This window comes from Nonomuraea sp. NPDC004702, assembly GCF_053601695.1.
In genome coordinates this window covers 123,340-149,785 of record NZ_JBSGCE010000025.1, presented here as the reverse complement: position 1 = coordinate 149,785, position 26,446 = coordinate 123,340, and the positions used below count along the sequence as shown (strand labels likewise).

Genomic DNA, 26,446 nt, shown 5'->3' with positions numbered 1-26,446 from the left:
TGTTCCCCGGCCTCACCCAGCAGATGATCGACGACGGGGTGCCCGCCGGAGACCTGGCCACCAGCCTGCGCTGGTACTTCAACGGCCGCCGGCTGCGCCCGGCCCCCACCGGCCTGATCAGCGTCTCGGCCACCAGGCCCGTCCTGGAGGAGCAGGTCAGGAACCGCGTCTCGGCCCTGCCCAACGTGCGCTTCCTGGAGCGCACCGACATCCTCGGGCCGACCGCGACCCCGGCCCGCGACCGGGTCACCGGCGTCCGTGTCCGCGGGACGGACGGCGTCGAGGAGCACCTGGCCTGCGACCTGCTGGTGGACGCGACGGGCCGCGGCTCGCGCACCCCCGCCTGGCTCCAGGAGCTCGGCTTCCCCCGGCCGGACGAGGACCGCGTCAAGATCGGCCTGGCCTACACCACCCGCCACTTCCGCCTGCGCCGCGACCCGTACGGCGAGGACCTGTCGATCAACCCCGTCGCCTCGCCGGCGAACCCGCGCGGCGCGTTCTTCCCCAAGCTGCCCGGCGACATGAGCATGCTCTCCCTCACCGGCATCCTGGGCGACCACCCGCCGGCCGACCTGGAGGGCTTCCTCGCCTTCGCCAAGTCCCTGCCCGTGCCCGACGTCTACGACGCCGTCCGCGACGCCGAACCGCTCGACGAGGGCGTCACCTTCACCTTCCCGGCCAGCGTGCGGCGCCGCTACGAGCGTCTGCCCGCCTTCCCCGACGGCCTGCTGGTGCTGGGCGACGGCGTGTGCAGCTTCAACCCCGTCTACGGCCAGGGCATGACCGTCGCCGCCATGGAGGCGATGATCCTGCGCGAGCACCTCCAGACGGGCGCGGTGCCGCCCTGGCGGGCCTTCTTCCGGGACATCTCGCGGGTCATCGACGTCCCGTGGGACATCTCCGCCGGCGCCGACCTCGCCTTCCCCGGGGTGGAGGGGCGGCGTACCGCCAAGGTGCGCATCGGCAACGCCTACATGGCCCGCCTGCACGCCGCGGCGGCCCGCGACGGCGCGGTCACGGCCGCGTTCATGCGGGTGGCCGGGCTGGTGGACCCGCCGCAGACGCTCATGCGGCCCGCGCTCATGCTGCGGGTCCTGTGCCAGAGCGGCGGCGGCCCAGCGCCGGCCGCCGCCCCCGAGCAGCGCCCGCAGGTGCCGCTGCTCAAGTCCTGACCCCGTCCGAACGACGAGAAGGACGCCGGCGGATCCCGCCGGCGTCCTTCTCGTCGGTACGGCTACCGCAGCGAGCGGGCGAACGCGCGCACGTCGCCCACCAGCAGCTCCGGCTGCTCCATGGCGGCGAAGTGGCCGCCCCGCTCGAACTCGGTCCAGTGGCTGATCGTCGGGATGTCCCGGTCGGCCAGCCGGCGCACCGGCACGAAGATGTCCCTGGGGAAGACCGCCACGCCCACGGGCACGGTGATGGGCGGCGGCCGGTGCCCCTCGGCGGCCATCTTCAGGCCCGCCGCGCCCTCGTAGTAGAAGCGCGCCGACGACCCGGCCGTCGCGGTCAGCCAGTAGATCGACACGTTGGCCAGCATCCGGTCCCGGTCCACGGCGTCCTCGGGCGACTTGTCGGAGTCCGTCCAGTCGTGGAACTTCTCCACGATCCAGGCGAGCTGCCCCACGGGCGAGTCGGTGAGCGCGTACGCCAGCGTCTGCGGGCGGGTGGACTGCAGCTTCATGTAGCCCGACAGCTCCTCGTCGAACCGCGCCAGCCCGGCCAGCCGCCCCTGCTCGGCGGGCGTCAGGCCGGCCAGTTCGGCCGGATCGCCCGAGGGGAAGGCCATCAGCATGTTGACGTGCGCGCCGATCACGTGCTCGGGGGCCAGCCTGGCCAGCTCCAGCGAGATCACCGCGCCCGCGTCGCCGCCCTGCGCCAGGTAGCGGTCGTAGCCCAGCCGGCGCATCAGCTCGGCCCACGCCAGCGCCACCCGGTACGGGTGCCAGCCCGCCTCCCTGGTGTGCCCGGAGAACCCGAACCCCGGGATCGACGGGATGACCAGGTGGAAGGCGTCGGCCGGGTCGCCGCCGTGCGCGCGCGGGTCGGTGAGCGGCCCGATCACGTCCAGGAACTCGGCGACCGAGCCCGGCCAGCCGTGCGTCAGCAGCAGCGGCACGGCCTGCGGCTCCGGCGAGCGCACGTGCAGGAAGTGCACGTCGGCGCCGTCGATCTCGGTCACGAACTGCGGGTGCCGGTTCAGCTCGGCCTCGGCCGCCCGCCAGTCGAAGCCGTGCCGCCAGTGGTCGGCCAGCTCCTTGAGGTAGCCCAGCGGCACGCCGCGCTCCCAGCCGGTGCCGGGCAGCTCGTCCGGCCAGCGGGTGGCGTCGATCCTGCGGTGCAGGTCGGCCAGGTCGGCCTCGGGGATGTCGATCCGGAATGGACGCATGGGTGGGTTCGCCCTTCTCTTGTCAGGGGTGGGTCGAGCGGGTCAGCCGGTGCCGGTGCGCCGCAGCTCCTCGAAGGAGGACAGGTCGGGCACCGTCCAGCCGTCCAGGTCGTACTCGCCGAGGCAGCGGTCGACGAAGGCCGCGTACTCGTCCAGCTGGCCGCCGGCCATCTGCGAGAACAGCAGCTCGACCCGGGTGTTCTCGTGGTTGCCGCCGTAGTTGCGCTCGTAGAGCTCGTGGCGGCCGCCGAACTCCGAGCCGATCGCGTCCCACAGCAGCTTCATCACCTTGACGCGGCCCTCGGCGTCGGTGCCGTCCGAGCCGCGCAGGTATTTGTCCAGGTACGGGCGGATGTCGGGGTTCTTGAAGTCGGCCGCGCCGGAGTTGACGTAGATGAGCCCGCTGGCCACGTCCTGAAGGACGATCTCCTTGATCCGCGGGTAGCCGATCTGCATGAACCAGCGGTAGGCCAGGCCGTACTGCGGGTTGGGCAGCAGCGCGCCGTTGCGCCACTCCACCGGGTTGCGGGCGGCGGCGTCCGACAGCGCCCAGAACAGGTTGCGCCAGGCCAGCACCTCGCCGATCCGGGTCTGCACGCCGCGGAAGTCCTTGGTGCCGGTGATCTCCAGCGCCCTGACCAGCAGCCCGGCGATGAACTCCAGCTTCACCGCCAGCCGGGTGCAGCCGTGGAAGGTGAACCGCTCGGTGAAGCCCGACTGGCCGGTGAACAACTGCGCCTTGCCGAGGTCGCCGTAGATGAACACGTTCTCCCAGGGGATGAGCACCTTGTCCAGGACGAGGATGCTGTCGTTCTCGTCCAGCCGGGAGGAGAGCGGGTAGTCGAACGGGCCGCCGGTCAGCGCCGCGTTCATTCCGTAGGACGGGCGGCAGATCAGCTTCAGGCCCTGCGCGTCCATCGGCACGGTGGCCACCAGCGCGAACTCGCGCTTCTTGACCGGCAGGCCGTAGTGGGCGATGAAGTTGTAGTGCGTCAGCGCCGAGCCGGTCGCCACCACCTTGGCGCCGCTCACCACGAGCCCCGCGTCGGTCTCCCGCTCGACGTGCACGTAGACGTCGTTGACCTCGTCCGGCGGCCGGTTGCGGTCGACCGGCGGGTGCACGATCGCGTGGTTCCAGAACAGCACCTTCTCCTGCGACTCGCGGTACCAGCGGCGGGCGTTGCCGTCGAAGGGCGCGTAGAAGCCGGCGTTGGCGCCCAGCGTGCCGAGGAAGGAGGCCTTGTAGTCGGGGCTGCGGCCCATCCAGCCGTAGCTCATCCTGGCCCACGTCGCGATGGCCCGCTGGTCGGCGACCAGGTCCTCGACCGTGCGCGGGGTGGTGAAGAAGCGGTGCGTGTAGCCCTCGCCGCCGCTGTCGGTGGGGCAGGTCAGCAGCTCACGGGTGCCGTCGGCGTGGAGGGCGTCGTAGAGCCTGGCGGTCATCCGCACCGGGTTGTGGAACGCCGGATGCTCGGTGACGTCCTTGACGCGGTCACCGTAGAGGTAGATCTCACGATCGTCACGCAGGCTCTCGACGTACTCGCTGCCCGTGAGCGGGCGGGTCTTCGGCGCGGCATCGGGCATCGGACATCTCCCTGGGCAGGCAGCACGGGTGCATCCTCAGCGTGGCACCCGCGCGCGCGGCGGCCATCTCGCGATGTGCGCTGTTCCGCCGGCGCGGGCGCGGGCGGCATTCTGGAAGGTGCCCGTGCGCGCGCCCCGATGTGACGATGACCGCGTGACGGAGCATCGCCTGTGGGCGCTGGCCCACCTCGGAACCCCGATGGCGATCCGGGTGGCCGCGACGCTGAGGATCGCCGACCGGCTCGCCAAGGCGCCGGCCACCGGCGCCGAACTCGCCCCCGCCGTGGGCGCCGACCCCGGCGTGCTGGAGCGGCTCATGCGCTACCTGGCCGCCAGGGGAGTGCTCGGCCGCGACGACGACGGCAGGTACACGCTGACCGCCATCGGCGAGGAGCTGCGCGACGACCACCCGGCCGGGATGCGCGCCATGCTGGACATCGAGAGCTGGGAAGGACGGGCCGAGCTGGCCTTCGCCCACCTGCTGCACAGCGTGCGCACCGGCGAGGCCGCCTTCCCCCGGCAGTTCGGCCGCTCCTTCTGGGCGGACCTGGCCGCCGACCCGGCCCGCGCCGCCGCGTTCGACGCGCGCATGGCCGCCGAGGTCCCCGGCCGGGCCCCCGCCATCGTGGCCGGCTACGACTGGGGCAGCCTCGGCCGGATCGTCGACGTCGGCGGCGGCGACGGATCCCTGCTCATCGCGCTGCTCACCGCCTACCCCGGGCTGCGCGGCACGGTCGTCGACCAGCCCGCCACCGCGCGGGCCGCCGCCGCGGCGCTGGAGGCCGCCGGACTGTCCGGCCGCGGCGAGGCCGTGGCGGGCAGCTTCTTCGACCCGCTGCCGCCGGGCGCCGACGGCTACCTGCTGTCGTGGATCCTGCACGACTGGAGCGACGACGACGCCGCCGTCATCCTGGGCCGCTGCGCCGAGGCGGCCGGGCCGGGCGGCTCGGTCTTCGTGGTGGAGGACTTCGGCCCCGACGGCGAGTCGCCGCGTACCGGGATGGACCTGCGCATGCTCGTCTACTACGGCGGCCGCGAGCGCGCCGTCGCCGACCTGCGGGCCCTGGCCGCGCGGTGCGGCCTGGAGGTCGCCTCGGTGCATCCGGCGGGCGCGCTGCGGATCGTCCGGCTGGTGGCACGCCCGTGACCCCCGCCGAGATCGTCGCCGCCCTGGTCGCCCCCGAGGGCCGCCGCGACCCCTACCCGCTGTACGAGCTGCTGCGCGCCCACGGCCCGGTCGTCCCGGTACGCCCCGGTCTCACCGTCGCCGTCGGGTACGCCGAGATCAACCGCGCGCTGCGCGACAACCGCCTCCGCGTCCAGGACGCCGCCGGGTACGACCACATCTATCCCGCCTGGCGCTCGCACTCCTCATTGCGCGGCTACACCGACTCCATGCTGTACCGCAACCCGCCCGGCCACACCCAGACCCGGCGCCTGGTCAGCAGCGGCTTCACGCCCGCCCGGGTGGCCGGGATGCAGGAGTCGGTCGAGCGGATGGTCCACCGGCTGCTGGACCGGCTGGCCGACCTCGGCGCCGGCGGCACGCCCGTCGACTACGTCGCCGAGTTCGCCTCACGGCTGCCGATCGCCGTCATCAGCGCGCTCATCGGCGTGGCCGAGGAGGACCAGAAGTGGTTCCGCCAGGTCGCCTCGGACCTGACGATCGCCCTGGAGGGCATCACCAACGTCGCCAGGCTGTCCGTCGCCGACAAGGCCATGGACGAACTGGCCGGCTACTTCGGCGAGCTGATCGACGACCGCCGCCGCCACCCCGCCGACGACATGCTGACCGCGCTCGTCCGCGCCCACGACGACGGCACCCGGCTCAGCCACGACGAGCTGGTCGGCAACCTCATGCTGCTGCTGACCGCCGGGTTCGAGACGACGAGCTTCCTGCTCGGGCACGGGCTGCGGCTGGCGTTCGAGCATCCAGGCCACGCCGCGCGGCTGCGCGCGGAGCCGGGGTTCGCCACCGCGTACGTTGAGGAGGTCCTGCGGTTCGAGGCGCCCGTCCAGGCGACCAGCCGGTGGGCCGAGACGGCGACCGACGTCTCCGGCGTCCCGGTGCCGGGCGGGACGAAGGTCGTCCTCATGCTCGCCGCCGGCAACCGGGACCCGCGCCGCTTCCCCGATCCGGCCCGCTTCGACCCGGACCGTCCGGACGTCCAGCCGCTCAGCTTCGGCGCCGGGCCGCACTTCTGCCTGGGGGCGCCGCTGTCGCGCATGGAGGCCCGCATCGCGCTGCCGCTGCTCCTGCGGCGTTTCCCGGCGCTGTCCGCGGCCGAGCCGCCGGACCACCGCGACCGCTGGGTGGGCCGCGGCCTCCACCGCTTCCTCGTCACCACCTCCTGACCTCCAGGTCACGCCCTGACGCGCATCCGCCGGGCCGCCGCCAAGGAGGCCGCCACGAGAACGGTGAGCACGCTCCAGTACAGGAAACCGCTCACCCGGGTCACCAGCAGGTTCTCGGCCAGGTGGACCAGGCCGGGAACCAGGTAGACGGCGGCGGCCAGCGCCCAGCGGCCGTCCCGGGCGGCCAGAGTGGCGGCCAGCACCAGCAGCAGGGCCACCACCTCGACGCCGGCCCGTACGACGCCCCAGACCGTCTCGTACGCCGGCACCTGCGCGAGCTGCAACGCCCAGCAGATCGGCGGGACGACCAGCCACCACGGCGACCGGACCGGCATCGTCGCGCCCCACCACCGGGCGTGCCCCGACACGCGGCCCGCCCCGGTCCGCCGGACGGCGAGCGCCGCCGACGCGGCCGCGACCACCCAGTAGGGCGCGACCGGCCCGAGGTCGCCGTACAGCGGGCCGACGTCGACCACCGGGCCGTGCAACCATCCCAGGACGATGGGCCAGCTCGTCAGGAGCGCGGCGATCGCCGCGAGAGGAGCCGCGACCCGCGTCCATCCCCGCACGAGCGCCACCACCAGGACGACCCCGACCCCGGTCCACACCTTGAAGACGAGGTGGGGCAGGACGGGCAGCTGCGCGACGGTGACGACCGCCACGGCCAGTGCGCCGAGATGCAGACCGTCGGCCCACCCCGGCACGCCGGCCGCCCGGCTGGCCCGGACGCGCACGGTGAACCCGCCCGCCAGCAGGGACAGCGTCTCCCGATAGGCGCGCAGAAGACGGCGGTACCGCTTTTCGAGAACGTGGCTCATAGGCTCCTCATCCCGTCCGGCCGCAGGACAAGTGCGGCGGCGCGCCACGACCGGACCATCGCCGCCTCCGCGCTGCTCACTGAGAGCCTGCCGCAAATGTCGCACAGGTGGATCGATCCCTCAATGCCGGCCGGTTGGCGACGTGGCTCATAACGCTTCACGACGGTTCGTCCAAGTAGGGGTGTGGCATTCACAACTTTGCGAACAGGATTAGTGGCCGCCGTACTGGCCGGTTCCTTGGGAGCCGTCACGGCTCAGGAGCCGTCCCTTGCCGCGGCCCCGGCAGGAACCGGCCCGGTCGTGGCCGGTAGCGTGACGCTCCTGACCGGGGACAAGGTGACGGTCAGCGGCCGGGGCCACCGGGTGGAGAGCGCCCCCGGCCGGCGGGTCCGCTTCTCGGCGCAATTTCGCGACGGACACCTCTACGTGATCCCCTCCGACGCGTTCCCGCTGGTCAGCGAGGGCCTGCTCGACGACCGGCTCTTCGACGTGACCCGGCTTCTGGCGTGGAAGTACGGCGACGCCGACACGGACGAGATCCCGCTGATCAGCCAGACCCTGGGGGAGCGGCCGGCCCCGACGCTGAGCGGCGCCCGCGTGACCCGCAAGCTCGACGACCTCGGCGTGGCGGCGGTGCGGCTGCCGAAGAGCACCGCCGCGCGGACGTGGCGGGACCTGGTGAGCGGGGCTCGTACGTCGGCCGCGGGGAAGGGCAAGATCTGGCTCGACGGACGCCGGTCCTTCTCGCTGGACCGCAGCACCGCGCAGATCGGCGCGCCCGAGGCGTGGCAGCAGGGGTTCACCGGCCAGGGCGTCACGGTGGCCGTGCTCGACAGCGGCTACGACGCCGGTCATCCCGATCTCAAGGGCGTCGTCACCCAGGAGCGCAACTTCTCCGACGAGCCGGACATGACCGACCGCGTCGGCCACGGCACGCATGTCTCCTCGATCGTCGCCGGGGCCGGGACGAAGTACCGGGGCGTCGCGCCGGGGGCCCGCATCGCCGTGGGGAAGGTGGGCGGCGTCGACGGCATCGCCGACTCGGCGTTGCTGGCGGGCATGGAGTGGGCCGCCACCGAGGTCCGCGCCAAGGTCGTCAACATGAGCCTCGGCACGGTGGACGAACCCGGCGACAATCCCGTCGAGCAGGCCGTGAACACCCTGTCGGAACGGACGGGCACGCTCTTCGTGGTGGCGGCCGGCAACGGCGGCGGCGAGGGGACCGTGTCCAGCCCGTCCACCGCGGACGCCGCGCTCTCCGTGGGCGCCGTCGACCGGTCGGACCAGGTGTCCAGGTTCTCCAACCAGGGCCCCAGAACGGGCGATCACGCGATCAAGCCCGAGATCACCGCCCCTGGCGTGGACATCGTCGCCGCCGCGGCCGAGGGCACCGCCGACGGGCCGTACGTGGCGCACAGCGGGACCTCCATGGCGGCGCCGCACGTGAGCGGCGCGGCGGCGATCCTCGCCCAGCGACACCCCGGCTGGACCGGGCAGCAGCTCAAGGCCGCGCTGGTCGACAGCGCCAAGCCCACCAGCGGGACCGGCCTCTACGAGCAGGGCGCCGGGCGGGTGGACGTGCCCCGCGCCCTGGCGCAGCAGGTGGTCGCCTCTCCCGCCACCGTCTGGGCCGCCTTCCCGTGGCAGCACACCGGCGGCCAGGCCACCCGGACGATCACCTACACCAACGACGGGGACGCCCCCGTCACCCTGAACCTCACGACCGACACCGACGTGCTGAAGCTGCCGCAGGACAAGCTGGAGGTCCCGGCGCGCGGGCAGGCGTCCCTCACCCTCACTCTCGACGTCACCGGCAAGCCCGCGGGCGACTACCCCGGCGTGCTCACCGCCACCTCCGGCGACACGATCCTGCGTACGCCGGCGGGCGCGTACGTGGAACCGGAGTCCCACGACGTCACCGTCACCACTGTCGCCAGGTCGGGCGCTGCGCCCGGCGTGGCGTTCGGAATGGTCTACGACCAGGCGCGCGGCGCCCAGCGGATGCTCACCTTCCGCGACGGGGTGGCGAAGACACGGCTCCCGAAGGGCGCCTGGAACCTCTACACCGAGATCTACGACTTCGACCCCGTCGTCCTGACGGTCGGGCACCGGCCCCTCGCGGTCGGTGCCGACGACCTGCGCGTCACGGTCGACGCACGCGAGGGCAGGCAGGTCCGGTTCGCCGTGGACGACCCCACCGCCGCGGCCGACCCGCAGTTCGGCCTCTACCTCGCCAACGGCCCATGGCAGTACGGCTGGTACTCCTCCGGTCCGGACCCCACTGAGGGCTACTACGTCATTCCGGTCCGGCAACCCGGGCTCACCTACGAGTCCTGGACCGTCTGGCACAAGAAGGACGCCGCGCCCAGCCCCTACCGTTACGACCTCGTCGACCGCCGCACCGGCGGCATCCCGGACGACCCCACCTATTCCGCGCGGACCAAGCACCTGGTCAAGGCGTCCGAGACGTTCCGCTCCACGGGCGCGGCCGGCACCGGCACCATGTGGACGGGACCGCTGGACCCGGCCGGCATCGGAGCGCTCACCCTGCCCACCAAGGACATCCCGCTGCCCTCCGCCATGACGCACTACCGCAGCCCCGGGCTCGCCTGGTCCTCGGAGTTCCAGACAGGCGGTTCCCGGCAGATCGGCACGAGCCCGGTGCGCGAGCGCGCCTTCTCCGAGGTCTGGAACGCGGCGGTCGCGGGCCCGTCGTTCGCCACGCCCGGCGGCAGCCGCACCGGAGACACGCTCCAGTTCTTCGCGGGCCGGCTCCACACCGACGGCGTCGCGGGGCTGACCGGCATGGACGCCACCGCCACCGGCACCCTGACCCTCTCCCGCGACGGCAGGCAGATCGCCACGAGCGGCATCGCCGGGTGCGCGCCGGGCGACAGCGACCAGTGCGCGCTGTCCGCGACGCTGCCGCAGGACGCCGGCACCTACACCCTCGCCGCGTCCTCGCGCCGGGACACGTCCGCGAACACCCTGTCCACGGGCGTCGACGCCGTCTGGACGTTCCGTTCGGCCCGTACCACGCAGGCCACGCCCCTGCCGCTGATGGCGGTCAGGTACGCGCCCAAGGGCCTCGACGCCGCGAACCGGGCCAGACCCGGGTCGCGAACCCCGCTGTCGATCTGGATCGAACGCAACCCCGGCGCCCGCGGCGCCGCGGTGCGCACGGTCGAGCTGGAGTTCTCCACCGACGACGGCGCCACCTGGCAGCCCGTCAGGACCCGGGCGGCCGACTCCGGCTGGACGGCGACCGTCGCCAACCCGGGCTCCCCGGGGTTCGTCTCCCTGCGCGCGACGGCCCAGGACACCGCCGGTGACGGCGTCACCCAGACGGTGACGCGCGCCTACGCGGTCGGCTGACCGTGCCCCGGGCCGCGGGACGGGCGACGTCCCGCGGCCCGGTCCTCGCCCGGCGACGTCCCGCCCACAACGCCCCGGATGCGGCGACGGCTCGTCAGGGTTGCTTCAGCCCGTAGGCCTTGTGGATCGTCTGGTCCACGGTGTTGCCCTCCTGGTCGGTGGCCTGGGCGCGGAGGCCGACGGCGCCGTCGGTCCGGGACAGGGGCGGGTGGGTGATGGTGCCGGTGAAGGCGCGGTCGCCGGAGGCCGACATGGGGACGGGCACCCAGTGGGCGCCGCCGTCGAAGGTGGCCGAGAGCCGGAGCGCGGTCAGCTTGGCGTCGGGCTGCCCGAAGGAGCCGTTGTAGCCGGTGACGGTGATGCGGCGGGCGACCCCGGCCGTGGCCTGGTTGTCCAGGTCGAGGTCCAGGTCGTAGCTGAGGTTGAGCCGGCGTACCGGCGCGCAGGGAGCCAGGACCTGGGTGACGAGCCAGCCCGCGCACAGGCCGTCGGTGAGGTCCTTCATCCCGGATTCGGGGCGCTTGGAGCGGAACGTCCAGGCCGTTTCGACGTCGGTCGCGAACCGCTGTCCCGGCTGCGGGGTGTGGAAGGTGTCGGTGAGCCGGTATTCGGCCTCATCGGGCGGAAGGGTGAAGGTCGGCAACTTGATCGCGACAGGCCCGAGCGCGCCGATCCTCTCCTCCAGGGGCACCTCCCGGCCGTCGCGGTAGAGGTGCAGCTCGTCCTTGCCGCCGGCCCACGCCTGGAAATTGGCGCTCCAGGTGAAGGGCTCCTGGTGGTGGGGTTCGGGGCCCATGACGGGCACCGCCGACGTGAACAGGTCGCCGGTACGGCACGCGAAACAGGTGACCGTGCCCGAGTCGATCACGCGGTCGCCGTCGCGCGGGCCGCCGGGGACCCTGGGCTGCATGCCCCACCGCTCGGTCCGGCGTCCCGCCTTGGTGAAGACGTCGAGCGCGACCGTGTTGTAGCCGGTCCTGGACAGGTCGCCCTCGTCGTACCGCATCCTGACCTCACGCTGCCAGGTCACGTCGGGCGAGACCGGCCCGACGTACTCGGTCACGGTGGTCCGCGCCTGCCAGGCCCCGCCGAGACCCCACGCGGCGAACGGTTCGGAGCCGTTGATCAGCACGGGGGTCCAGCTCATGCGCACGGCGCCGGGGCGGTCGGAGTGGAATCGGTCGTCGATCTCCTGGAGGTTCTTCCTGGTCACCCGGTAGTCGAGGCCGGCGGGGATGCGGCCGCGCTCGGGGAAGAACAGCGAGTACATGTACGGCGTGGCCGGGCTGCCCTCGACCTTGACGTCCACCGGCTTGCGGGCCAGCGCCCTGCCCTGGTCGGCGGGCAGGCTCATGGTCGGGATCGGGTAGAAGGCCCAGCTTCCGGTCGGGTCGAGGAAGGCCCGTCCCGACGCGCCGTAGCCGAGCACGCCCACCGCGCCGGCGGCCGCCAGGGCCTGCACGCGGTCGAGCCCGTCGCCGGAGCAGGTCGTGTCCGGGCAGAGGTCGCCCAGGTCGAGCAGGGCGAGCTTGCCCCGTACGTCCAGGCCGGACAGGTCGATGCCGTGGCCCACGTCCACCAGCGGGAGGGTCTGCTTGCCGGTCAGCTTGGGGAGGTCGGGGGTGACGCCCGCGTAGCGGGGGGCGAGCGTGCGTCCGCCGGCCTTCATCGTGACGAGCGGCGCGCCCTGCCAGAACTGGCCGGTGAGGTCGAGGGCGCCCTGCTTGACCGGTTCGGTGGGCAACATCCAGTAATGGTGCAGCCCGTACGCCGGGTAGGAGGAGAGGAAGTCGGCCACGACGCCGTTCGCGGTGGTGCGCCGCAGGGCGTAGTGGGACAGGTAGGTCTCGGTCGTGCGGGGGGTGTCCAGGCGGACCTCGCGGGCCTTGCGCAGGTCGAGGGTGACCGTGGTGTCCCGGTCCACCTTGACCTCGGGTGCGGTCGGCAGCGACTGCTGCCATTCGCCGTCCTCACCCCGCCAGGCGGCGATGGTGTTGACGCTGAAGGTGCCCGGGTAGACGCTCGCCTCGCCCTCGGCCGTCTGGTAGAAGGAGTCCAGGTCGTCGCGGTCGTCGGTACGCAGGAACAGCCACGGGACGGAGACCGCGTCGGCCGCGCCGTCCGGCATGATCAGTTCGGTCCTGAGCTTGACCCTGCGCGGCTCGACGAACGCGCCCACGGCCGTGCGCACGACCACGTCGCCGCCGGTGGCCGCCACCGCCCCCTCGTACCAGGTGGCCGGTCCCGACGGGTCGAAGGCGACGGCCACGTCCGCGGCGCCGTGGGCGGGGACGGTCACCGTGTCGCGGTCCAGCTTGAGCGCCTGCTCGGGGGCGGTGCCGCGGTGCGCCGCGATGCTCGCGCGCAGGGTCAGCGTCACCGGCTGGTCGCCGTCGTTGGTGTAGGTGATCTTTTTGGTGACCGGGCCGCTCCGCGGGGAGCTCAGGAAGCCGAAGTCGAGGTTGCCCGAGCCGCGTACCTGCTGGGTGACCGCCCTGGCCACGTCGATGCGCCCGGCGCCCTGCTGGTAGGCGGTCAGGCCGTCGTCCTTGGCGGTGCCGATGAGCGCCGCCTTGAGCTGCGGGCCCGTCCAGTCGGGGTGTTGCCCGGCGAGGATGGCCGCCGCGCCCGACACGTGCGGGGTCGCCATCGAGGTGCCGGAGGCGGCGGTGTGGAGCTCGTCCACGGGCGAGCCCATCGACGTCCCCCGCGCGCGGGCCGCGACGATGCCGACGCCGGGCGCGACCACGTCGGGCTTGAGCCCGTAGTCGAACGGGGCCGGGCCTCTGCTGGAGAAGGGGGCCAGTCTCTCCTCACGGTCGACCGCGCCGACCGTCAGCGCCGCCGCCGCGGATCCCGGCGCGTTGACGGTACGGCTGCCGCCGTCGTTGCCGGCGGCCACGACGAACAGCGCGCCCGTCTCGGCGCTGAGGGTGTTCACCGCCTGGTTGACGGGGCCGTTCTGGTCCTCGTACTCGCCGCCGATGCTGATCGAGACGACCTTGGCCTGCGCGGCGGCCCACTGCATGCCCGCGATGACCTGCGACGAGGTGCCCGTGCCCGACGAGCTGAGCACCTTGCCCACCAGGAGCGTGGCCTCGGGCGCCACGCCCGTGTACCGTCCGGAGCCGGCGATCGTGGAGGCGACGTGGGTGCCGTGGCCGTGGCCGTCGCGGGCGTCGGGATCGTCGGTGAAGTTGGCCGTCGCCCCGATCCGGCCGGCCAGGTCGGGGTGGTCGGGATCGACGCCGGTGTCGAGCACGGCGACCTTGACGCCCTTGCCCTTGTAGCCGGCGGCCCAGGCCCGCGGCGCGCCGATCTGCGGCACGCTCTTGTCGAGCACGGCCTTCATCTTGCGGTCGAGCCAGATCGCCGTAGGCGCGGTCGCGCGCGCGGAGGGGGACGCGGAGGGGGACGCGGTGGGGGATGAGGCGGCCGCGGTCCAGAACTCCCGCGCCGCCTTCTTGTCCACCTTGACCGCGGCGCCTCCGACGCTGGCCAGGGCGACGGGCGAGGCGGTGGCCGGGAGCGCGTCGGCCCGTGCCGACAGCGTCGCGGCGGCCTGCTCGGCGGCGCCGTACTGGACGATGACCGGCAGGGTCGGGCGTTCGGCGTCGGTGTAGCCGTTGGCGGCCAGGTACGCCACGTCGAACAGGCCCTTGTCCACCTGGCCCGAGGCCACCGGGGCCAGCGCGTCGGAGGGGAAGACGTAGAAGGAGCCGCCCTTGCGCAGGGTCATGAAGGACACCGGCGCTCCTCCGGCGCGCCTGGCCGGTTTCACGTCGGCGCGCGGGGTGCCGTCGGCGGCCTTGCCGTACGTCACCACGTCGCCGGTGATCAGGGTGAGCTGGGTGGCGGCGGGTAAGGCGCCCGGGGCGGGGGCCGGGGTGTCGGCGGACTCGGGTGAAGGGGAGGGCGTGGCCATCCCCATGGACAGGACCAACCCCAACGCGGTCAGCCCGGCGAGCGGGCGGCGAGCCATGGTTCTCCTCGGAGTAGTTCATGATCGAGCACACAAAACCTCCCATTCCGCGCCATATCCGGAAAGATGACCTTTCGTCCTCTTCACGCCGTTGGCGGGAAGAGGACACGATGGGCGCATGCTCGAATCCCTGGGCCTGTCGACGGCCGAAGAGGCGCTGTACCAGACGCTGATCGAGGTCTCGCCGATCACCGCCGCCGACCTTGAGCGGCTGGCGGGCCCGCAGGCCGCGCTCTGCGCGAGGCTCCAGGAACTCGGCCTGGTCACCCGGCTGCCGGAGGACCCGCCCAGGTACGCCGCGGTCGCCCCGAGCATGGGCCTCGACGCGCTGATCAGCGCCAGGGCCAGGGCGCTGACCGCCGCCCGGGGCCGCATCGCCGGGCTCAGCGCCGCCTTCCACCGGGCGGGCACCGAGCGCGAGGCCGCCGGGCTGGTCGAGGTGGTGATCGGCAGGCAGGCGGTGAACGACCGCTTCGAGCAGCTCCAGCGGGAGACGCGCCGCTCGATCCGGGTGTTCGACGCGCCGCCGTACGTGGGGGTGGTCGGGGCGAACGCGTGCGAGTTCGACCTGCTGGCAAGGGGGGTGAACTACCGCGTCCTGTACGACAGGAAGGCGATGGAGCTGCCCGGGGCGCTGACGGTGGTCACCGACTACATCACCGCCGGCGAGCAGGCCAGGGTCGGCGAGGTGCCGATGAAGCTCGTCCTGAACGACCGGCCGACGGCGATCGTGCCGCTGCGGCACGACCAGCACCTGGTCGAATCCGCGCTGGTGGTGCACGACCCGACGCTGCTGGAGGCGCTCGGCGCGCTGTTCGAGATGAACTGGCAGCGCGCCGTCCCGCTGGGCGTGCGGCAGGGGCAGGCCCGGCTGCCCGAGGAGCGCAGCCCCGCCGACGCGCACGAGGACCTGCTGCCGCTGCTCATCTCCGGGCTGACCGACGCGGCCATCGGGGCGCAGCTCGGCTGGAGCGCGCGCACGGTGCGCAGGCGGGTGCAGGCGATGATGGTCCAGCTCGACGCGCAGACCCGGTTCCAGGCCGGCTACCAGGCCGTCCTGCGCGGCTGGCTGCGGTGACGCTCGAAGCGCTCGGACTGGGCCCGGCCGAGGAGGAGCTCTACGAGCTGCTCGTCGAGTGCTCGCCGGCCACCCTCGACCGGCTCGCCGCGGGCTTCGCCGGCTCCGGCCTGCCCGCGCTGCTGGCCGGGCTGGAGAGCAAGGGCCTGGTCGACCGGCTGCCGGACGAACCGGCGCGGTACGTCGCCGTCGCCCCCGACGTCGCGCTCGACGCGCTGCTCACCGTCGCCGAAGAGGGGCTCGCGCGAGCCAGGGAGCGCGCCGCCGACCTGGACGACGCCTTCCGGCAGCGCGCCTCCGGGCAGCAGCCGCCGCTGGTGGTGGAGGTGATCACCGGCGCCGCCGCGGTACGGCAACGCCTCCTCCAGCTCCAGCGCGCGGCCCGCCACCAGGTACGGACCTTCTCCCAGCCGCCGTACTTCGACCGGCACGCCAGCGTGGCCGCCCACCGCGAGCTGCTGGAACGCGGCATCACCAGCCGGGTCATCTACGAGCGTGACTTCATCGACCGGCCGGGCGCGCTGCGGCTGATCGAGGGGATGATCGGCGCGGGCCAGCTGGCGCGGGTGCTGCCCAGCCTGCCGATGAAGCTCTACCTGGTCGACGACCGGTTCGCGCTGCTGGTGCTGCGCTACGAGTCACCCGACTCCGCGGCGCTCCTGGTGCATCCCTCCGGGCTGCTGGAGGCGCTGAGCGGGCTGTTCGAGGGGATCTGGGCGCGGGCGCTGCCGATGCGGCTGACCGGTACGCGCGAGGCGCCGCAGGACGACGAACGGCTGATCGCCCTCCTGCTGACCGGCCTGACCGACGAGGCCATCGCCCGCCAGCTCGGCATCGGCTACCGCACCGCCCAGCGGCGCATCGCCGAGCTCATGGCCAGGCTCGGCGCCCGTACCCGCTTCCAGGCCGGCGTGCAGGCCGCCCGCTCCCAGGCCCGGAGCACCCCGCGGGACCCGCACGGCCCATAGGGGCGGCCGGGCTCATGAGCCTTCCGGGCCGGCCGGCGGTGGGGTGACGGTCGGCCGCCTGGCGCGCATGGCCACGGCCCCGAGGACGGCCAGCGCCGCGAGACAGAGCCAGGCGAACACGTCGCCGATACGCGCATATATCGTCGGATCACTGGCGACAGGCACATCCGCCGCCATCGTCTGCTGCCTGGTGGTGAAGTAGTCGGCCGAGGTGAGCGTCCGGCCCTGCGGGTCGAAGACCGCGGCCAGGCCGTTGGTGGCCTGCCGGATCAGCGAGTAGCCATTCTCCACCGCCCGGACGGCCGCCTTCTCGGTGTGCGTGGCGCCGAAGCCGTACCAGTCGTTGGACGGCACCAGCATCAGGTCCACGTCGGCGGCCTGCCTCATCAGGGCGGGGAAGTCGGCGTCGAAGCAGATGACGTTGGCCAGGCGGCCGAACGGGGTGTCGGCGATGGGCACCCTGCCGTCCCCGGGGGCGAACGGGTCCATGCCCGGCACCGGGCGGGCCTTCTCGTACGTCCATCGGGCCCGTCCGTTCGGATCGACGAGCACCGTCTCGTTGCGCATGTACGGCGGCGTGCCGGTGATCACGATCAATCCGGCGTCCACATAGCTGCCGGTCCGGACGGCGACCGCGGCGATCGCGTCGATCAGCCGCTGCTTGTCGGCCTCGCGTGCCGCGCCGCCCGCCTCCGGCCAGACCACGATCCTGGCTCCGGCGCTCGCCTCCCGTTCGGTGGCGGTCAGCAGGGAGTCGTTGACCGGGGCGAACGCCCGCCGAACCGCGTCGGGATCGGCCCCGGCGAGCTGTTCCGGCGAGGGGAAGCCGTTCAGGGCCTTGTCGGACGCCTCCAGAACCGAACGTGCGGGACTGACCCCGGCCACCCGCACGGTCTCGCCGGCGGGCGCCGCGAGCGCCAGGCGCATGCTGCCGCCGACGAGCACCAGCGTCAGCACGGCCCCGAAGGGCGCCACCCGCCGCCAGGTGAATCCGTCCTGCCAGAGGTGGTTGCAGACGGCGGCGAACCAGGCGATGAGGAAGCTGACGCCGTAGCCGCCGGTCACCGAGACGAGCTGGAGCAGCGGGAGGTTGTCGTGCTGGGTGGCGGCCAGCGAACTCAGGATGTTGCCGACGGGACTGACGTTCGCGAGCGCGTACTCCACGCCGACCACCCCGAGGGGGAAGACCAGCGTGGCCCACGCGCCGGGTAAGCGCGCCGCGACGAGACGGTCCAGGGCGTACGGCACGACGCCCGTCAGCGCCATGACCAGGGAGAGCGCCAGCACCGGGCTGAACACCGGCAGCCCGCTCTCGTAGAGCCAGAACGTGGTGGACACCACGGTGGCGAGTGCGATGCCGCCCAGCGCCGGAAGCGTCCGGCTCGTGCGGGAGAAGCGCAACAGCAGGATCAGATAAATCCATGCCGCCCCGGCCACCTCCCATCGGCCGTGCGCGGCCACCAGCGAGAGGACGGTTCCGGCAGCGAGCGCTGCCCAGCGAGTCACATGATTCATGCGGCGAATGTAGGCAGCGCGGCCCTCACCTCCCCATCCCGAACTCCCCCCAACCGCAGTAGGGAACACCCCCGGCAGTGGCGTCCCCGCCGGGCCGGTGGCGCGGCGGGGACGCGCGACCGGTAGCCTGACTTTAGGGCTAAACTTCAAGGAGGAGTGAGCATGGCACGCACGATCGTGGTCAGCGGCGGCGGCACCGGCATTGGCAGGGCGGTGGCGGCCCGCTTCGCGGCCGACGGGGACCAGGTGGTGATCGTCGGCCGTCGCGCCGACGTGCTGGAGAAGACGGCCGCCGAGATCGGCGCCCTCGCCCTGCCCGCCGACCTCAGCGACCCGGCCGACGTCGAACGGATGCGCGGCGAGCTGGCCGAACGGTTCGGCGCGATCGACGTCCTGGTCAACAACGCGGGCGGCAACGTCGAAGGGCGCGGCGGCATCGACGACCTCGCCGAGCGGTGGACGGCCAACTTCCGGGCCAACGTGCTGACCTCGGTGCTGCCCACCGAGGCGCTGCGCGACCTGCTCAATCCGGCCGGACGGGTGGTGTTCCTCAGCTCGATCGCCGCCTTGCGGGGCTCGGGCGGCACGTCGTACGGGCCGATGAAGGCGGCCCTGCACCCGTATGCCTACGACCTCGCCGCCGCCCTCGGGCCGCGCGGCATCACGGTGAACGTGGTCGCGCCGGGGTTCATCGAGGACACCGAGTTCTTCGGCGGCGCCCTGGACGACGACCGCCGCGCCACCCTCGTCGCCCAGACCTGCACCGGCCGCCCCGGGACGCCGGGAGACGTCGCCGAGACCGTCCACTGGCTCGCCTCGCCCGGCGGCAGCCATGTCACCGCCCAGGTCGTCCAGGTCAACGGCGGCGCCGAACGTGGCCGCTGACCTGCCCCGCGACGGAGCCGACGCGATCCAGGACGCCTGGCGGCGTGAGCTGCCGGGCGTCCCGGTGGACTCGATCGGGGTCATCACCCGCATCTGGTGGGCCGCCAAGGTCTTCGGCGACGAGCGCCGCCGCCTGCTCGCCGGTCTCGGCGTGGACGTCGCGACGCTGGACCTGCTGTCCACCCTGCGCCGTGCCGGGCCGCCGTACCGGATGAGCCCCGGCGCGCTGGCCGAGGCGTGCATGGTGACGCGCGGCGCGATCACGCAGCGCGTGGAGCGGGCCGTCACGGCGGGGCTGGTCGAACGGACCACCGCCGGATCGGGCTACCACACCCGTGCGGTCACCCTCACCGAGGCCGGCCACGCCCTGCTCGACCGCGTCGTCGCCGGTCTGCTCACCGCGGAGGACCGCCTCGTCGGCCACCTGCCGCTCCAGCGCCGCGAGCAGCTCGCCGACCTCCTGCGCGAACTCCTCGCCGGATTCGGCGGCCCCGAGCCGACCGGCCAGGTCGGCGACTGACTCCCGGACGGCGACTGACTCCCGGACGGCGGCTGCCACGCCGACGTGACGCTCGTCCACCTCGACCGCAGGCGCGAGCCTCGGTGGCGGGTTCTTGCTCAAGAAGCCGGGGCTCGTCCCAGGCTTCTCCGCCGCCGGGTCAAGGCGGCCGCGGCGGTGAAGGCCAGGGCCGCGCACCCGAGCTGGGCAAGGGCCGTGAAGGTCGGCACCGACGGCAGGTCCCCGAGGTCGCCGAGGGCCGCCGCGGGCACGAACAGCAGCAGCGCCGCCCGCCGCCCCACGGCCGACCGGCACGCGTACCCGGCCGCCAGCCCGACCACGACGAGCCACGGCACGGGTTTCCAGCTCACGATGTCCTGGTGGGTGATCACGTCCACCCAGCGCACGATGGCCTTGCTGGCGGTCAGCCCGACCACGGCGAGCGGCCCCCACAGCAGGAACGCGCGCCGCGGAACGGCCGTGATCGCGCGATGCGCCGCGGGCGCGAAGGCGATGGCGACGGACGCGAGCTGGGCCAGCAGGACCGGGCCATGGTTGGGGAACAGCAGTGTGTCCAGATCCAGGAGACCGGGAAATGGATGGCCTGCCTGATACAGCGCGAACGCGACCACGCCGAGCACGGCGATCCACCGCCGACCGAGCAGCACGGCCAGCACCGGCAGGGCCGCGATGACGATCGGCTCGGCCAGGTACAGGATCCAGACCGGCCGCTCCACAGCGGCGGCCCCTACGCTTTCTACGGCTCCGGCCCCCTGAAGCAGCCCTGTCGCCAGCTCACCTGCCAGCATCAGGAACGGCCACAGCGCCACGGCGAGCGCCGACCCGGCGCGCCAGGCCGGCGAGGACACCGGGCCGAAGGCGCGCCGCCCGTGGACGCGCAGCGCGCCCCACAGTAAGTCCGCCGCGTCGGCCGGATGAGGACGGGTCTGGCCGGGCCGCGCTCCGGCGAGGAGCACGCCGATCATCTCTTCCTCATGCCGCGCCCGGTGGTCTCGCGGGTAGGTGGCCAGGAGGCGGCGGTAGCGGGCTTCGAGCAGGCTCATGCCGCGCCCCCCGAACCGATCGCGCGCAGGCGTGCGGTGGCCGCCTTGGCGTGCCTGCGCATCCGCTCGGCCTCCGCCGCCAGTCTCGCGGCGCCGTCGCCGGTCAGCCGGTAGTAGCGGCGCACCCGGCCGTCGACGATCTCCTCCCGGTCCTCGGCGATCAGGCCCTCTTCCTGGAGTCGGTCGAAAGCGGCGTACAGGGTGCCGGCGCGCAGGCGGACCTGGCCGTCCGAGATGCGCTCCACGTCGGTGATGATGCCGTATCCGTGTTGTGGACCGGCAGCCAGCGCGGTCAGGATCAGGAAGGTCGGCTCCTGCATCTGTCTCATGTGATCAATATATACCGGCCATCTACCTATCGACGGGACGACCGTCACAACCGATCAGAGGACGAGGCGCGCCTGCACGACCGGGTTCGGCGTGGTGGCGGTCGACGTCCCACCCCGGCCGGGCTCTAGCGGCGGCGGCCGGTGGATTTTCTGGTGCAGGTGGTGCAGCGGCGGTTCCGTGACGGTGTCGAACCGCCGTCGTCGGCGGTGACGTCCGGGGGCTCCTGCTCGACGATCGCCTTGCTGCCCTTGCCGCCGCTCGGGCGCGCCCTGAACGATGCGGAGCTCTCGTTCGAGAAGAAGGAGCCCTTCGCGGCCTTCTTGCCGACCGTGGGGATCTGGCCGGACAGCAGAAGGTAGTACCAGCCGAAACCGGATCTGTCGTTCTCGCAGTGCTCGTCGGCGGCGCGGACCCGGGTCTCCTCGCGGACGCAGATCTCGATGCGGTCATCCTCGTCCAGGATCATGTTGGTCACGCCCTTGCCGCCCTTCCTGGGAGCTCGGTACGTCAGGCCGGTGTGCTCGCCGGTCACTCCCTTGCCGACCTTCTTGCCGATGGCGGGGATCCTCGCGGTGCCGGTCAGGAGGCGGCGGGCGTAGCCCTTCACCTTGTCGTCGCAGAGCTGGTAGTCGACCCTGACCGACGTGGCCTTCCTGACGCAGACCTCGACGCGATCCTCATCCGCGTCTTCCGTGCTGCCTGCCGAGGAGTCGCCGCTCCAGGACTGCGGGAGCTGGACGGTCGCCTGCTCGGGGGCAGGGGATGCGGCGGAGCAGCCCGCGGCGAGGAGGAGTGCCGCCAGAGAGAGGCAGGCGAGGCGTAAGACGGTCGGCGACAAGGGACCCACTTTCCGGAGATGTCGGCATATCGCAGTCGTGACGATCAACGGCTCGCCTCGGAACCGGGGTTCCCCCATTCAGGTAGGGCGGACTTCCCCTTCGAGCCGGCCGCGCCTGCTCCCGGTCGCCGGCTAGGGACACGCCTTTCTGTACGGCAGCGCGTGCACGATCACCCGCCACTGGACCGCGCTCAGCCCGCCCGCCTTCGCGCACACCGCCGCCGCCATCGCCTCCCCGCCCACGGCGTGCCGCCTGACGAGGCCGTTGCCGTCCACGGTCAGCACCGCCGACCCGTCGGGAGTGAACGCCACGTCGAGCGGCTGCCCGATCTCCGGGTCCTGACCGCCGCCCTCGTCGAGCAGCGTGCCCAGGTCCGTGCCCGACATCACGTCGACGAGCCGCACCCTGCCGCCCACCTGGAGGCTGGCCAGCAGGTCCTCGCGCGGCGAGTAGGCGGCGGGGACGTCGAACCCGCGCGCGGTGGCCAGCCTGCGGCGCGTGGCCACGTCCCAGACCGTCATCCGTCGCCGCGCGTCGAGCACCACGACCGCCTTGCCGGAGCGGGTGAAATACGCGCGCACCCCCTCGGCGTTCCTGCCGCCGCCGCCGAACGCCGGCCCCACGGCCTTGCCGCCGGCCGTCTCCAGCAGGTGCACGCGGTCGCCCGCCACCACCAGCGTCCGGCCGTCGGCGGAGAAGGCCGCGTACGTCGCCGCGCCCGCCTTGGCCGACCACACCCGCCGCCTGGTCCGCCGGTCCCACAGCTCGACCCCGCCCTGCTCGGTGACCACGGCCAGCCTGGCGCCGTCGGGGGAGAAGGCCACCTGCGCCGCGGACGTGCGCAGCGTGCCCTGGACGGCGGCCGAGGCGGTGTCCACGATCCGCACCTCGGGCCCGTACGTGGCGACGAAACGGGCATCCGGGCTGAACACCGCGTTCTCCGCCTCCGGCAACGCGCCGATCTTCCGCCCGCCGACGGCGGACAGCTCGCCGTCGCGGACCACGAGCCGCCCGTCGCCGCTCAGCGCCGCCATGCCCACAAGGTGATCGTCGTTCTCGACGGCCAGGTCGGCCACGTCCACCGAGAAGACCTGGTCGCCCAGCAGGTAGCGGAAGGTGCTTCCGTCGAAGGCCCCCTGCGCCGCCCCCTCGCCCCCACGTACCTGGACCGAGGTGAGCAGATGCGTGTCCGACCTGCGCCAGAACTGGATGGACCGCGGTCCCACCGTCGCGATGAGGCCAGGGCCGAACACGGCCGCGCCGCCGTTCCAGGTGCCCTGGGTGCCGGCGCCGTCCTTGTCGCCGATGACGTCCTTCGCCCCGGTCCTCAGGTTGGTCAGCTCCAGCAGGCGACCGCGCCGTGCGGCCTGCCAGACCCCGTCCCGGCTGAACGTGCCCGCGGGGGCGGGCCCGAGCGCCTTGGCGGCGCCGGTCCGCAGGTCCCAGCGGGTACGCCGGTCAGCCTCCAGGAGCAGGACGGAGTCGTCCCGCTCGAACGTCACGTCGACCCACTCGCTCGTGAAGTCCTTGGCGGCGGGGAAGGCGTAGTCGCTGATCGGCCTGCCACTGGCGAGGTTCACCGCGGTGGCGCGACTGGCCGTCACGGTCACCAGCACCTTGCCCGACGGGCTCAGCGTCACGCTGTCCAGCGGCTCGGCCGCCCGGGTGGCGAGCGTCCGCAGGAGGCGGCCGTTGCGCACGTCCCAGACGCGCGTCGTGGTGGAGTCGGCGCTGATCAGCGTGCGGCCGTCGGCGCCGAGCGTCCGTACCGTGTCGCCCGCGGTGGACGGGTCGCCGAACATCGCCGTCTCGCGTTGCGCCAGCGAGGCCACCAGGGCCGCTCTGGTGGCCGGCGTGTGGTCCAGCCGCCAGGCCGCGAGGCTCGCCAGCATCGCCTGGTGCGGGTCGCTCCGGCGGGTCGTGGTCGCCGCCGCCGCCAGCCTGGCCGCCTCCGACCTGGTCAGCTGCCCGGCGATCTGCTCGGCCCGGTCGTCGGCCACCGCGCTCTGCTGCACGGCCAGCCCGCCGGCCACCAGCGCGATCACCAGCAGCCCGCCCAGGCTCAGCGAGGTCAGCCGGGCCCGCCTGGCCCGGTGCCTGGCCAGGGTGGCCGCCGCGGCCAGGAAGTCGCGTTCGGTGGGCGACAGGGTGATGTCGCGGCGGGCGGTGGCCGCCCACTGCATCGCGTTCTCCAGGCTGCTGCCCTGGAACAGGTCGCCGTCCCGGCGTCCCGCCGCCTCCCAGCGCCGCGCCGCGGTGAGGATCTGCCGGTGTACGGCCAGGCCGTCGAGGTTGGACTCGATCCACCGGCGGTACCGCGGCCAGGCATGGGGCAGGGCCGGCCGGGCCAGCCGTACGCCGCCGTCCTGGTCGGCCAGGAGGTAGCCGAACACGGCCAGGATCCGCCGCACGGCGGCCGCCTCGCGCGGCGCCCGCCCCTCCACGAGCTCGGCCAGCTCGGCGTGCCGGGCCGACAGCTCGCCGGCCTCGTCCACCGTCACCAGCCGCAGGAACACCTCGGGGACCAGCTCGCGCTCGGCCGGATCGAGCATCGTGTACGCCTGCTCGGCCAGCGTGCCGAGCGCGGGATCGTGCCCCTGCGCGCCGATCCCGGCGGCCCGCCGGCCGCCCTGGGCCAGCAGGCGGGCCGTGTCGAGGGCGCCGTCGCCGCTGACCAGCGCCAGCAGCAGCTCGCGGGCGGTCGGCCGCTGGGCCGGCTCCTTGGACAGCGCCGAGGCGACCAGCCGGCGCAGCGTCCTGGGCAGCGCGGACAGGTCGGGGGTGGCCGACAACACCTGGTGCATGATGCTTCCCAGGTTCTCGGCGTGGAACGGATCACGGCCGGTAGCGGCGAAGACGATGACGCCTCCCCAGGCGAACACGTCCGCCGAGGCGTCCGCACGCTGGCCGATGAACACCTCAGGGGCCATGTAGGTGGGCGTGCCGCTCACCACGCCGGTCGCGGTGAGCGACATCTCGGCGGTCCTGGCGATGCCGAAGTCGATCACGCGGGGACCGTCCGGGCCCAGCAGCACGTTGTCGGGCTTGAGGTCGCGGTGGATCACCCCGGCGTCGTGGATGGCGGTCAGCGCCGTCGCGATGGCGGTGGCCAGGCGGTGCAGGTCGTCGCCGGCGAAGATCCGGCCCGCCGTGCGCAGGCTCGGGCCCTCCACGTACTCGCTGACGATGTAGGGGCGCGGGCCCTCCAGCCTGGCCTCGATGATCGGCGCGGTGCAGAACGAGGCCACCCGCTGGGCGGCCGCCGCCTCCCGGCCGAGCTGGGCCGCCTGATCGCCGTGCAGCACCTTGATCGCCACGCGGCGTCCGTCCTCGGCGTAGGCCTCGTACACCACGCCCTGGCCGCCGGCGCCGAGCCGCCCCGCCAGCCAGTAGCGGCCGAGCCGCTGAGGGTCTCCTTCGATCAACACGCTGGGTTTGATGCGCTCATCACGGATGAAGTTCCGCCCAAAATGCCGTGAAAAGAGTGCCGAACCCTTCTTGATCCGGACGCATCCAACCCTGACATGAACAAGATTCAGAACCTTGCCGCCCTGGCCGTGCTCCCCGTTGCCGCAGCTCTCGTGGCCCTCCCCGCGCAGGCGGCGGAGCGTCCCGGCTGTCCCGCCCCCTCCAAGGCGGACGTCCGGCGCTCGTCGGCCGCGAAGGTGGACAAGCCCGCGAGAGGCGCGGCGGCGATGAAGGGGGTCCGCGTCAACCACATCCCGAAGGGCTTCACCTACGGGCAGGTCCTCGTCAACAAGCACGACGGCATGGTCGAGTACAGCTACCAGTGGTCGGACGACCGCGACGACATGAGCCGCCGGCACCGGTCGCTGTGGGGCAGGGTGGTGTGCTGGCCGAAGGCGACCTCGGTGGCGCAGCTCAAGAACGCGCCGTTCCGCATCGGGACCTTCTCCGGTGACACGACCACCACGAAGATCGGCGATCGCGAGGTGCTTCGCCAGGGGGGTGACGGCGCGCTCGGGGCCGGTGTGTACTCGGGCTGGGTCGAGCGCCCCGGAGTCGTCGTCACCGTGATGGCGACCCCGCCTCTCGTGCCGGGGCTGACGAAGATCATCAAGGGCATCCAGCTCTGATCCTGCCGATTAAGTTTCCGCGCCGCGCCCGTCTGTACACACGTGACATCGACTCACGGAAGGCCGGCACGATGCGGAAACTGATCTTCGGCATGAACGTGACCCTGGACGGCTACATCGCCGCGCCCGGCGACGACATCGGCTGGAGTGCGGGGGAGGGGCCGGACTCGTCGCCGAGCGCCGAGCTGTTCCAGTGGTGGTACGACCAGATGCGGGCGAGCGAGCTGACGCTGTACGGCCGCAAGTTGTGGGAGGCGATGAGCCCCCACTGGCCGACCGCCGACCAGCGGCCCGGCGCCACCCCGGCGGAGATCGCGTTCGCGCGCCTCTGGCGGGACATGCCGAAGGTGGTGTTCTCGTCGACGATCGACAAGGTCGACTGGAACACCCGCCTGGTCACCGGCGACGCGGTCACCGAGATCACCAGGCTCAAGGCCGGGGACAGCGGCCCGATGGACATCGCCGGCGCGACGCTCGCCGCGGCGGCCATGCGGGCCGGGCTGATCGACGAGTACGCGATCGTCACCCATCCGGTCCTGGTGGGCGGCGGCACGCCGTTCTTCACCGCGCTGGACGGCTGGGTGAAGCTGAACCTGGTCGAGACGCGCACCTTTCCCGGCGGCGTGGTGCTGACCCGGTACGAGACGCGGCGATGAGCACAGGGCCGG

19 protein-coding genes are annotated in these 26,446 nt (G+C 73.1%); 10 read left to right on the top strand and 9 right to left on the bottom strand.

Annotated elements, in window-relative coordinates; all coding sequences use genetic code 11:
• On the top strand, positions 1-1,172 hold a 1,172-nt coding region (locus tag ACWEJ6_RS28640; RefSeq protein WP_452427659.1), incomplete at its 5' end, for an NAD(P)/FAD-dependent oxidoreductase.
• A 62-nt stretch (positions 1,173-1,234) separates the two neighbouring features.
• On the opposite strand, the gene ACWEJ6_RS28635 is transcribed toward ACWEJ6_RS28640, so the two are convergent.
• Together ACWEJ6_RS28635 and ACWEJ6_RS28630 are read right to left on the bottom strand one after the other, a co-directional pair.
• Positions 1,235-2,389 carry an epoxide hydrolase family protein gene (locus tag ACWEJ6_RS28635; protein WP_352359654.1) on the bottom strand — a complete coding sequence of 385 codons (1,155 nt, stop codon included), beginning with the start codon at positions 2,387-2,389 and terminating at the stop codon, positions 1,235-1,237.
• Between the two features lie 42 nt (positions 2,390-2,431).
• The gene (locus ACWEJ6_RS28630) at positions 2,432-3,973 is read right to left on the bottom strand and encodes a 4-hydroxyphenylacetate 3-hydroxylase family protein (protein ID WP_352359656.1); all 1,542 of its coding nucleotides are present in this window, start codon (positions 3,971-3,973) and stop codon (positions 2,432-2,434) included.
• Between the two features lie 154 nt (positions 3,974-4,127).
• On the opposite strand from ACWEJ6_RS28630, the gene ACWEJ6_RS28625 reads away from it, so the two are divergent.
• Together ACWEJ6_RS28625 and ACWEJ6_RS28620 are read left to right on the top strand one after the other, a co-directional pair.
• Positions 4,128-5,120, top strand: coding sequence for a methyltransferase (locus ACWEJ6_RS28625; RefSeq protein WP_452427656.1), 993 nt, complete (start codon positions 4,128-4,130; stop codon positions 5,118-5,120).
• Positions 5,117-6,328 (top strand): cytochrome P450, encoded by a 1,212-nt coding sequence (locus tag ACWEJ6_RS28620; protein ID WP_452427654.1) that lies wholly within the window; start codon positions 5,117-5,119, stop codon positions 6,326-6,328. Before ACWEJ6_RS28625 ends, ACWEJ6_RS28620 begins: the two co-directional genes overlap by 4 nt.
• 8 nt (positions 6,329-6,336) lie before the next feature.
• Here the strand turns inward: ACWEJ6_RS28620 and ACWEJ6_RS28615 are convergent, their stop codons facing one another.
• Positions 6,337-7,146, bottom strand: coding sequence for a hypothetical protein (locus tag ACWEJ6_RS28615; protein ID WP_452427652.1), 810 nt, complete (start codon positions 7,144-7,146; stop codon positions 6,337-6,339).
• 300 nt (positions 7,147-7,446) lie between these two features.
• On the opposite strand from ACWEJ6_RS28615, the gene ACWEJ6_RS28610 reads away from it, so the two are divergent.
• The gene (locus ACWEJ6_RS28610) at positions 7,447-10,521 is read left to right on the top strand and encodes a S8 family serine peptidase (RefSeq protein WP_452427650.1); all 3,075 of its coding nucleotides are present in this window, start codon (positions 7,447-7,449) and stop codon (positions 10,519-10,521) included.
• A gap of 94 nt (positions 10,522-10,615) precedes the next feature.
• Here the strand turns inward: ACWEJ6_RS28610 and ACWEJ6_RS28605 are convergent, their stop codons facing one another.
• The gene (locus tag ACWEJ6_RS28605) at positions 10,616-14,503 is read right to left on the bottom strand and encodes a S8 family peptidase (RefSeq protein WP_452427648.1); all 3,888 of its coding nucleotides are present in this window, start codon (positions 14,501-14,503) and stop codon (positions 10,616-10,618) included.
• A gap of 118 nt (positions 14,504-14,621) precedes the next feature.
• On the opposite strand from ACWEJ6_RS28605, the gene ACWEJ6_RS28600 reads away from it, so the two are divergent.
• Positions 14,622-15,581 carry a helix-turn-helix transcriptional regulator gene (locus tag ACWEJ6_RS28600; protein ID WP_452427646.1) on the top strand — a complete coding sequence of 320 codons (960 nt, stop codon included), beginning with the start codon at positions 14,622-14,624 and terminating at the stop codon, positions 15,579-15,581.
• Positions 15,578-16,549, top strand: coding sequence for a helix-turn-helix transcriptional regulator (locus ACWEJ6_RS28595; protein WP_452427644.1), 972 nt, complete (start codon positions 15,578-15,580; stop codon positions 16,547-16,549). Before ACWEJ6_RS28600 ends, ACWEJ6_RS28595 begins: the two co-directional genes overlap by 4 nt.
• 12 nt (positions 16,550-16,561) lie before the next feature.
• Here ACWEJ6_RS28595 and ACWEJ6_RS28590 read toward each other — a convergent pair whose 3' ends face one another.
• Positions 16,562-18,064: an apolipoprotein N-acyltransferase gene (locus ACWEJ6_RS28590; RefSeq protein ID WP_452427642.1), complete on the bottom strand. Its 1,503-nt coding sequence runs from the start codon at positions 18,062-18,064 to the stop codon at positions 16,562-16,564.
• 162 nt (positions 18,065-18,226) lie between these two features.
• Between ACWEJ6_RS28590 and ACWEJ6_RS28585 the strand changes: the two genes are divergently transcribed.
• A complete protein-coding gene (locus tag ACWEJ6_RS28585) occupies positions 18,227-18,949 on the top strand; it encodes an SDR family NAD(P)-dependent oxidoreductase (RefSeq protein WP_452427640.1) in 723 nt (240 codons plus the stop codon).
• Positions 18,939-19,469 carry a MarR family winged helix-turn-helix transcriptional regulator gene (locus tag ACWEJ6_RS28580; RefSeq protein ID WP_452427638.1) on the top strand — a complete coding sequence of 177 codons (531 nt, stop codon included), beginning with the start codon at positions 18,939-18,941 and terminating at the stop codon, positions 19,467-19,469. Before ACWEJ6_RS28585 ends, ACWEJ6_RS28580 begins: the two co-directional genes overlap by 11 nt.
• Positions 19,470-19,567: 98 nt before the next feature.
• Here ACWEJ6_RS28580 and ACWEJ6_RS28575 read toward each other — a convergent pair whose 3' ends face one another.
• The 4 genes from ACWEJ6_RS28575 to ACWEJ6_RS28560 all read right to left on the bottom strand — a co-directional run bounded on the left by ACWEJ6_RS28575 (position 19,568) and on the right by ACWEJ6_RS28560 (position 25,109).
• Positions 19,568-20,512 carry a hypothetical protein gene (locus ACWEJ6_RS28575; protein ID WP_452427636.1) on the bottom strand — a complete coding sequence of 315 codons (945 nt, stop codon included), beginning with the start codon at positions 20,510-20,512 and terminating at the stop codon, positions 19,568-19,570.
• On the bottom strand, positions 20,509-20,841 hold the full coding sequence (locus tag ACWEJ6_RS28570; RefSeq protein WP_452427634.1) for a PadR family transcriptional regulator: 333 nt from the start codon (positions 20,839-20,841) through the stop codon (positions 20,509-20,511). Before ACWEJ6_RS28570 ends, ACWEJ6_RS28575 begins: the two co-directional genes overlap by 4 nt.
• A gap of 125 nt (positions 20,842-20,966) precedes the next feature.
• Positions 20,967-21,680, bottom strand: a complete 714-nt coding sequence (locus ACWEJ6_RS28565; RefSeq protein WP_452427632.1) for a hypothetical protein — start codon at positions 21,678-21,680, stop codon at positions 20,967-20,969.
• 132 nt (positions 21,681-21,812) lie between these two features.
• The gene (locus tag ACWEJ6_RS28560) at positions 21,813-25,109 is read right to left on the bottom strand and encodes a WD40 repeat domain-containing serine/threonine protein kinase (protein WP_452427630.1); all 3,297 of its coding nucleotides are present in this window, start codon (positions 25,107-25,109) and stop codon (positions 21,813-21,815) included.
• A 96-nt stretch (positions 25,110-25,205) separates the two neighbouring features.
• On the opposite strand from ACWEJ6_RS28560, the gene ACWEJ6_RS28555 reads away from it, so the two are divergent.
• Together ACWEJ6_RS28555 and ACWEJ6_RS28550 are read left to right on the top strand one after the other, a co-directional pair.
• A complete protein-coding gene (locus tag ACWEJ6_RS28555) occupies positions 25,206-25,778 on the top strand; it encodes a hypothetical protein (RefSeq protein WP_452427628.1) in 573 nt (190 codons plus the stop codon).
• A 71-nt stretch (positions 25,779-25,849) separates the two neighbouring features.
• On the top strand, positions 25,850-26,434 hold the full coding sequence (locus ACWEJ6_RS28550; protein ID WP_452427626.1) for a dihydrofolate reductase family protein: 585 nt from the start codon (positions 25,850-25,852) through the stop codon (positions 26,432-26,434).
• Positions 26,435-26,446 lie beyond the last annotated feature (12 nt).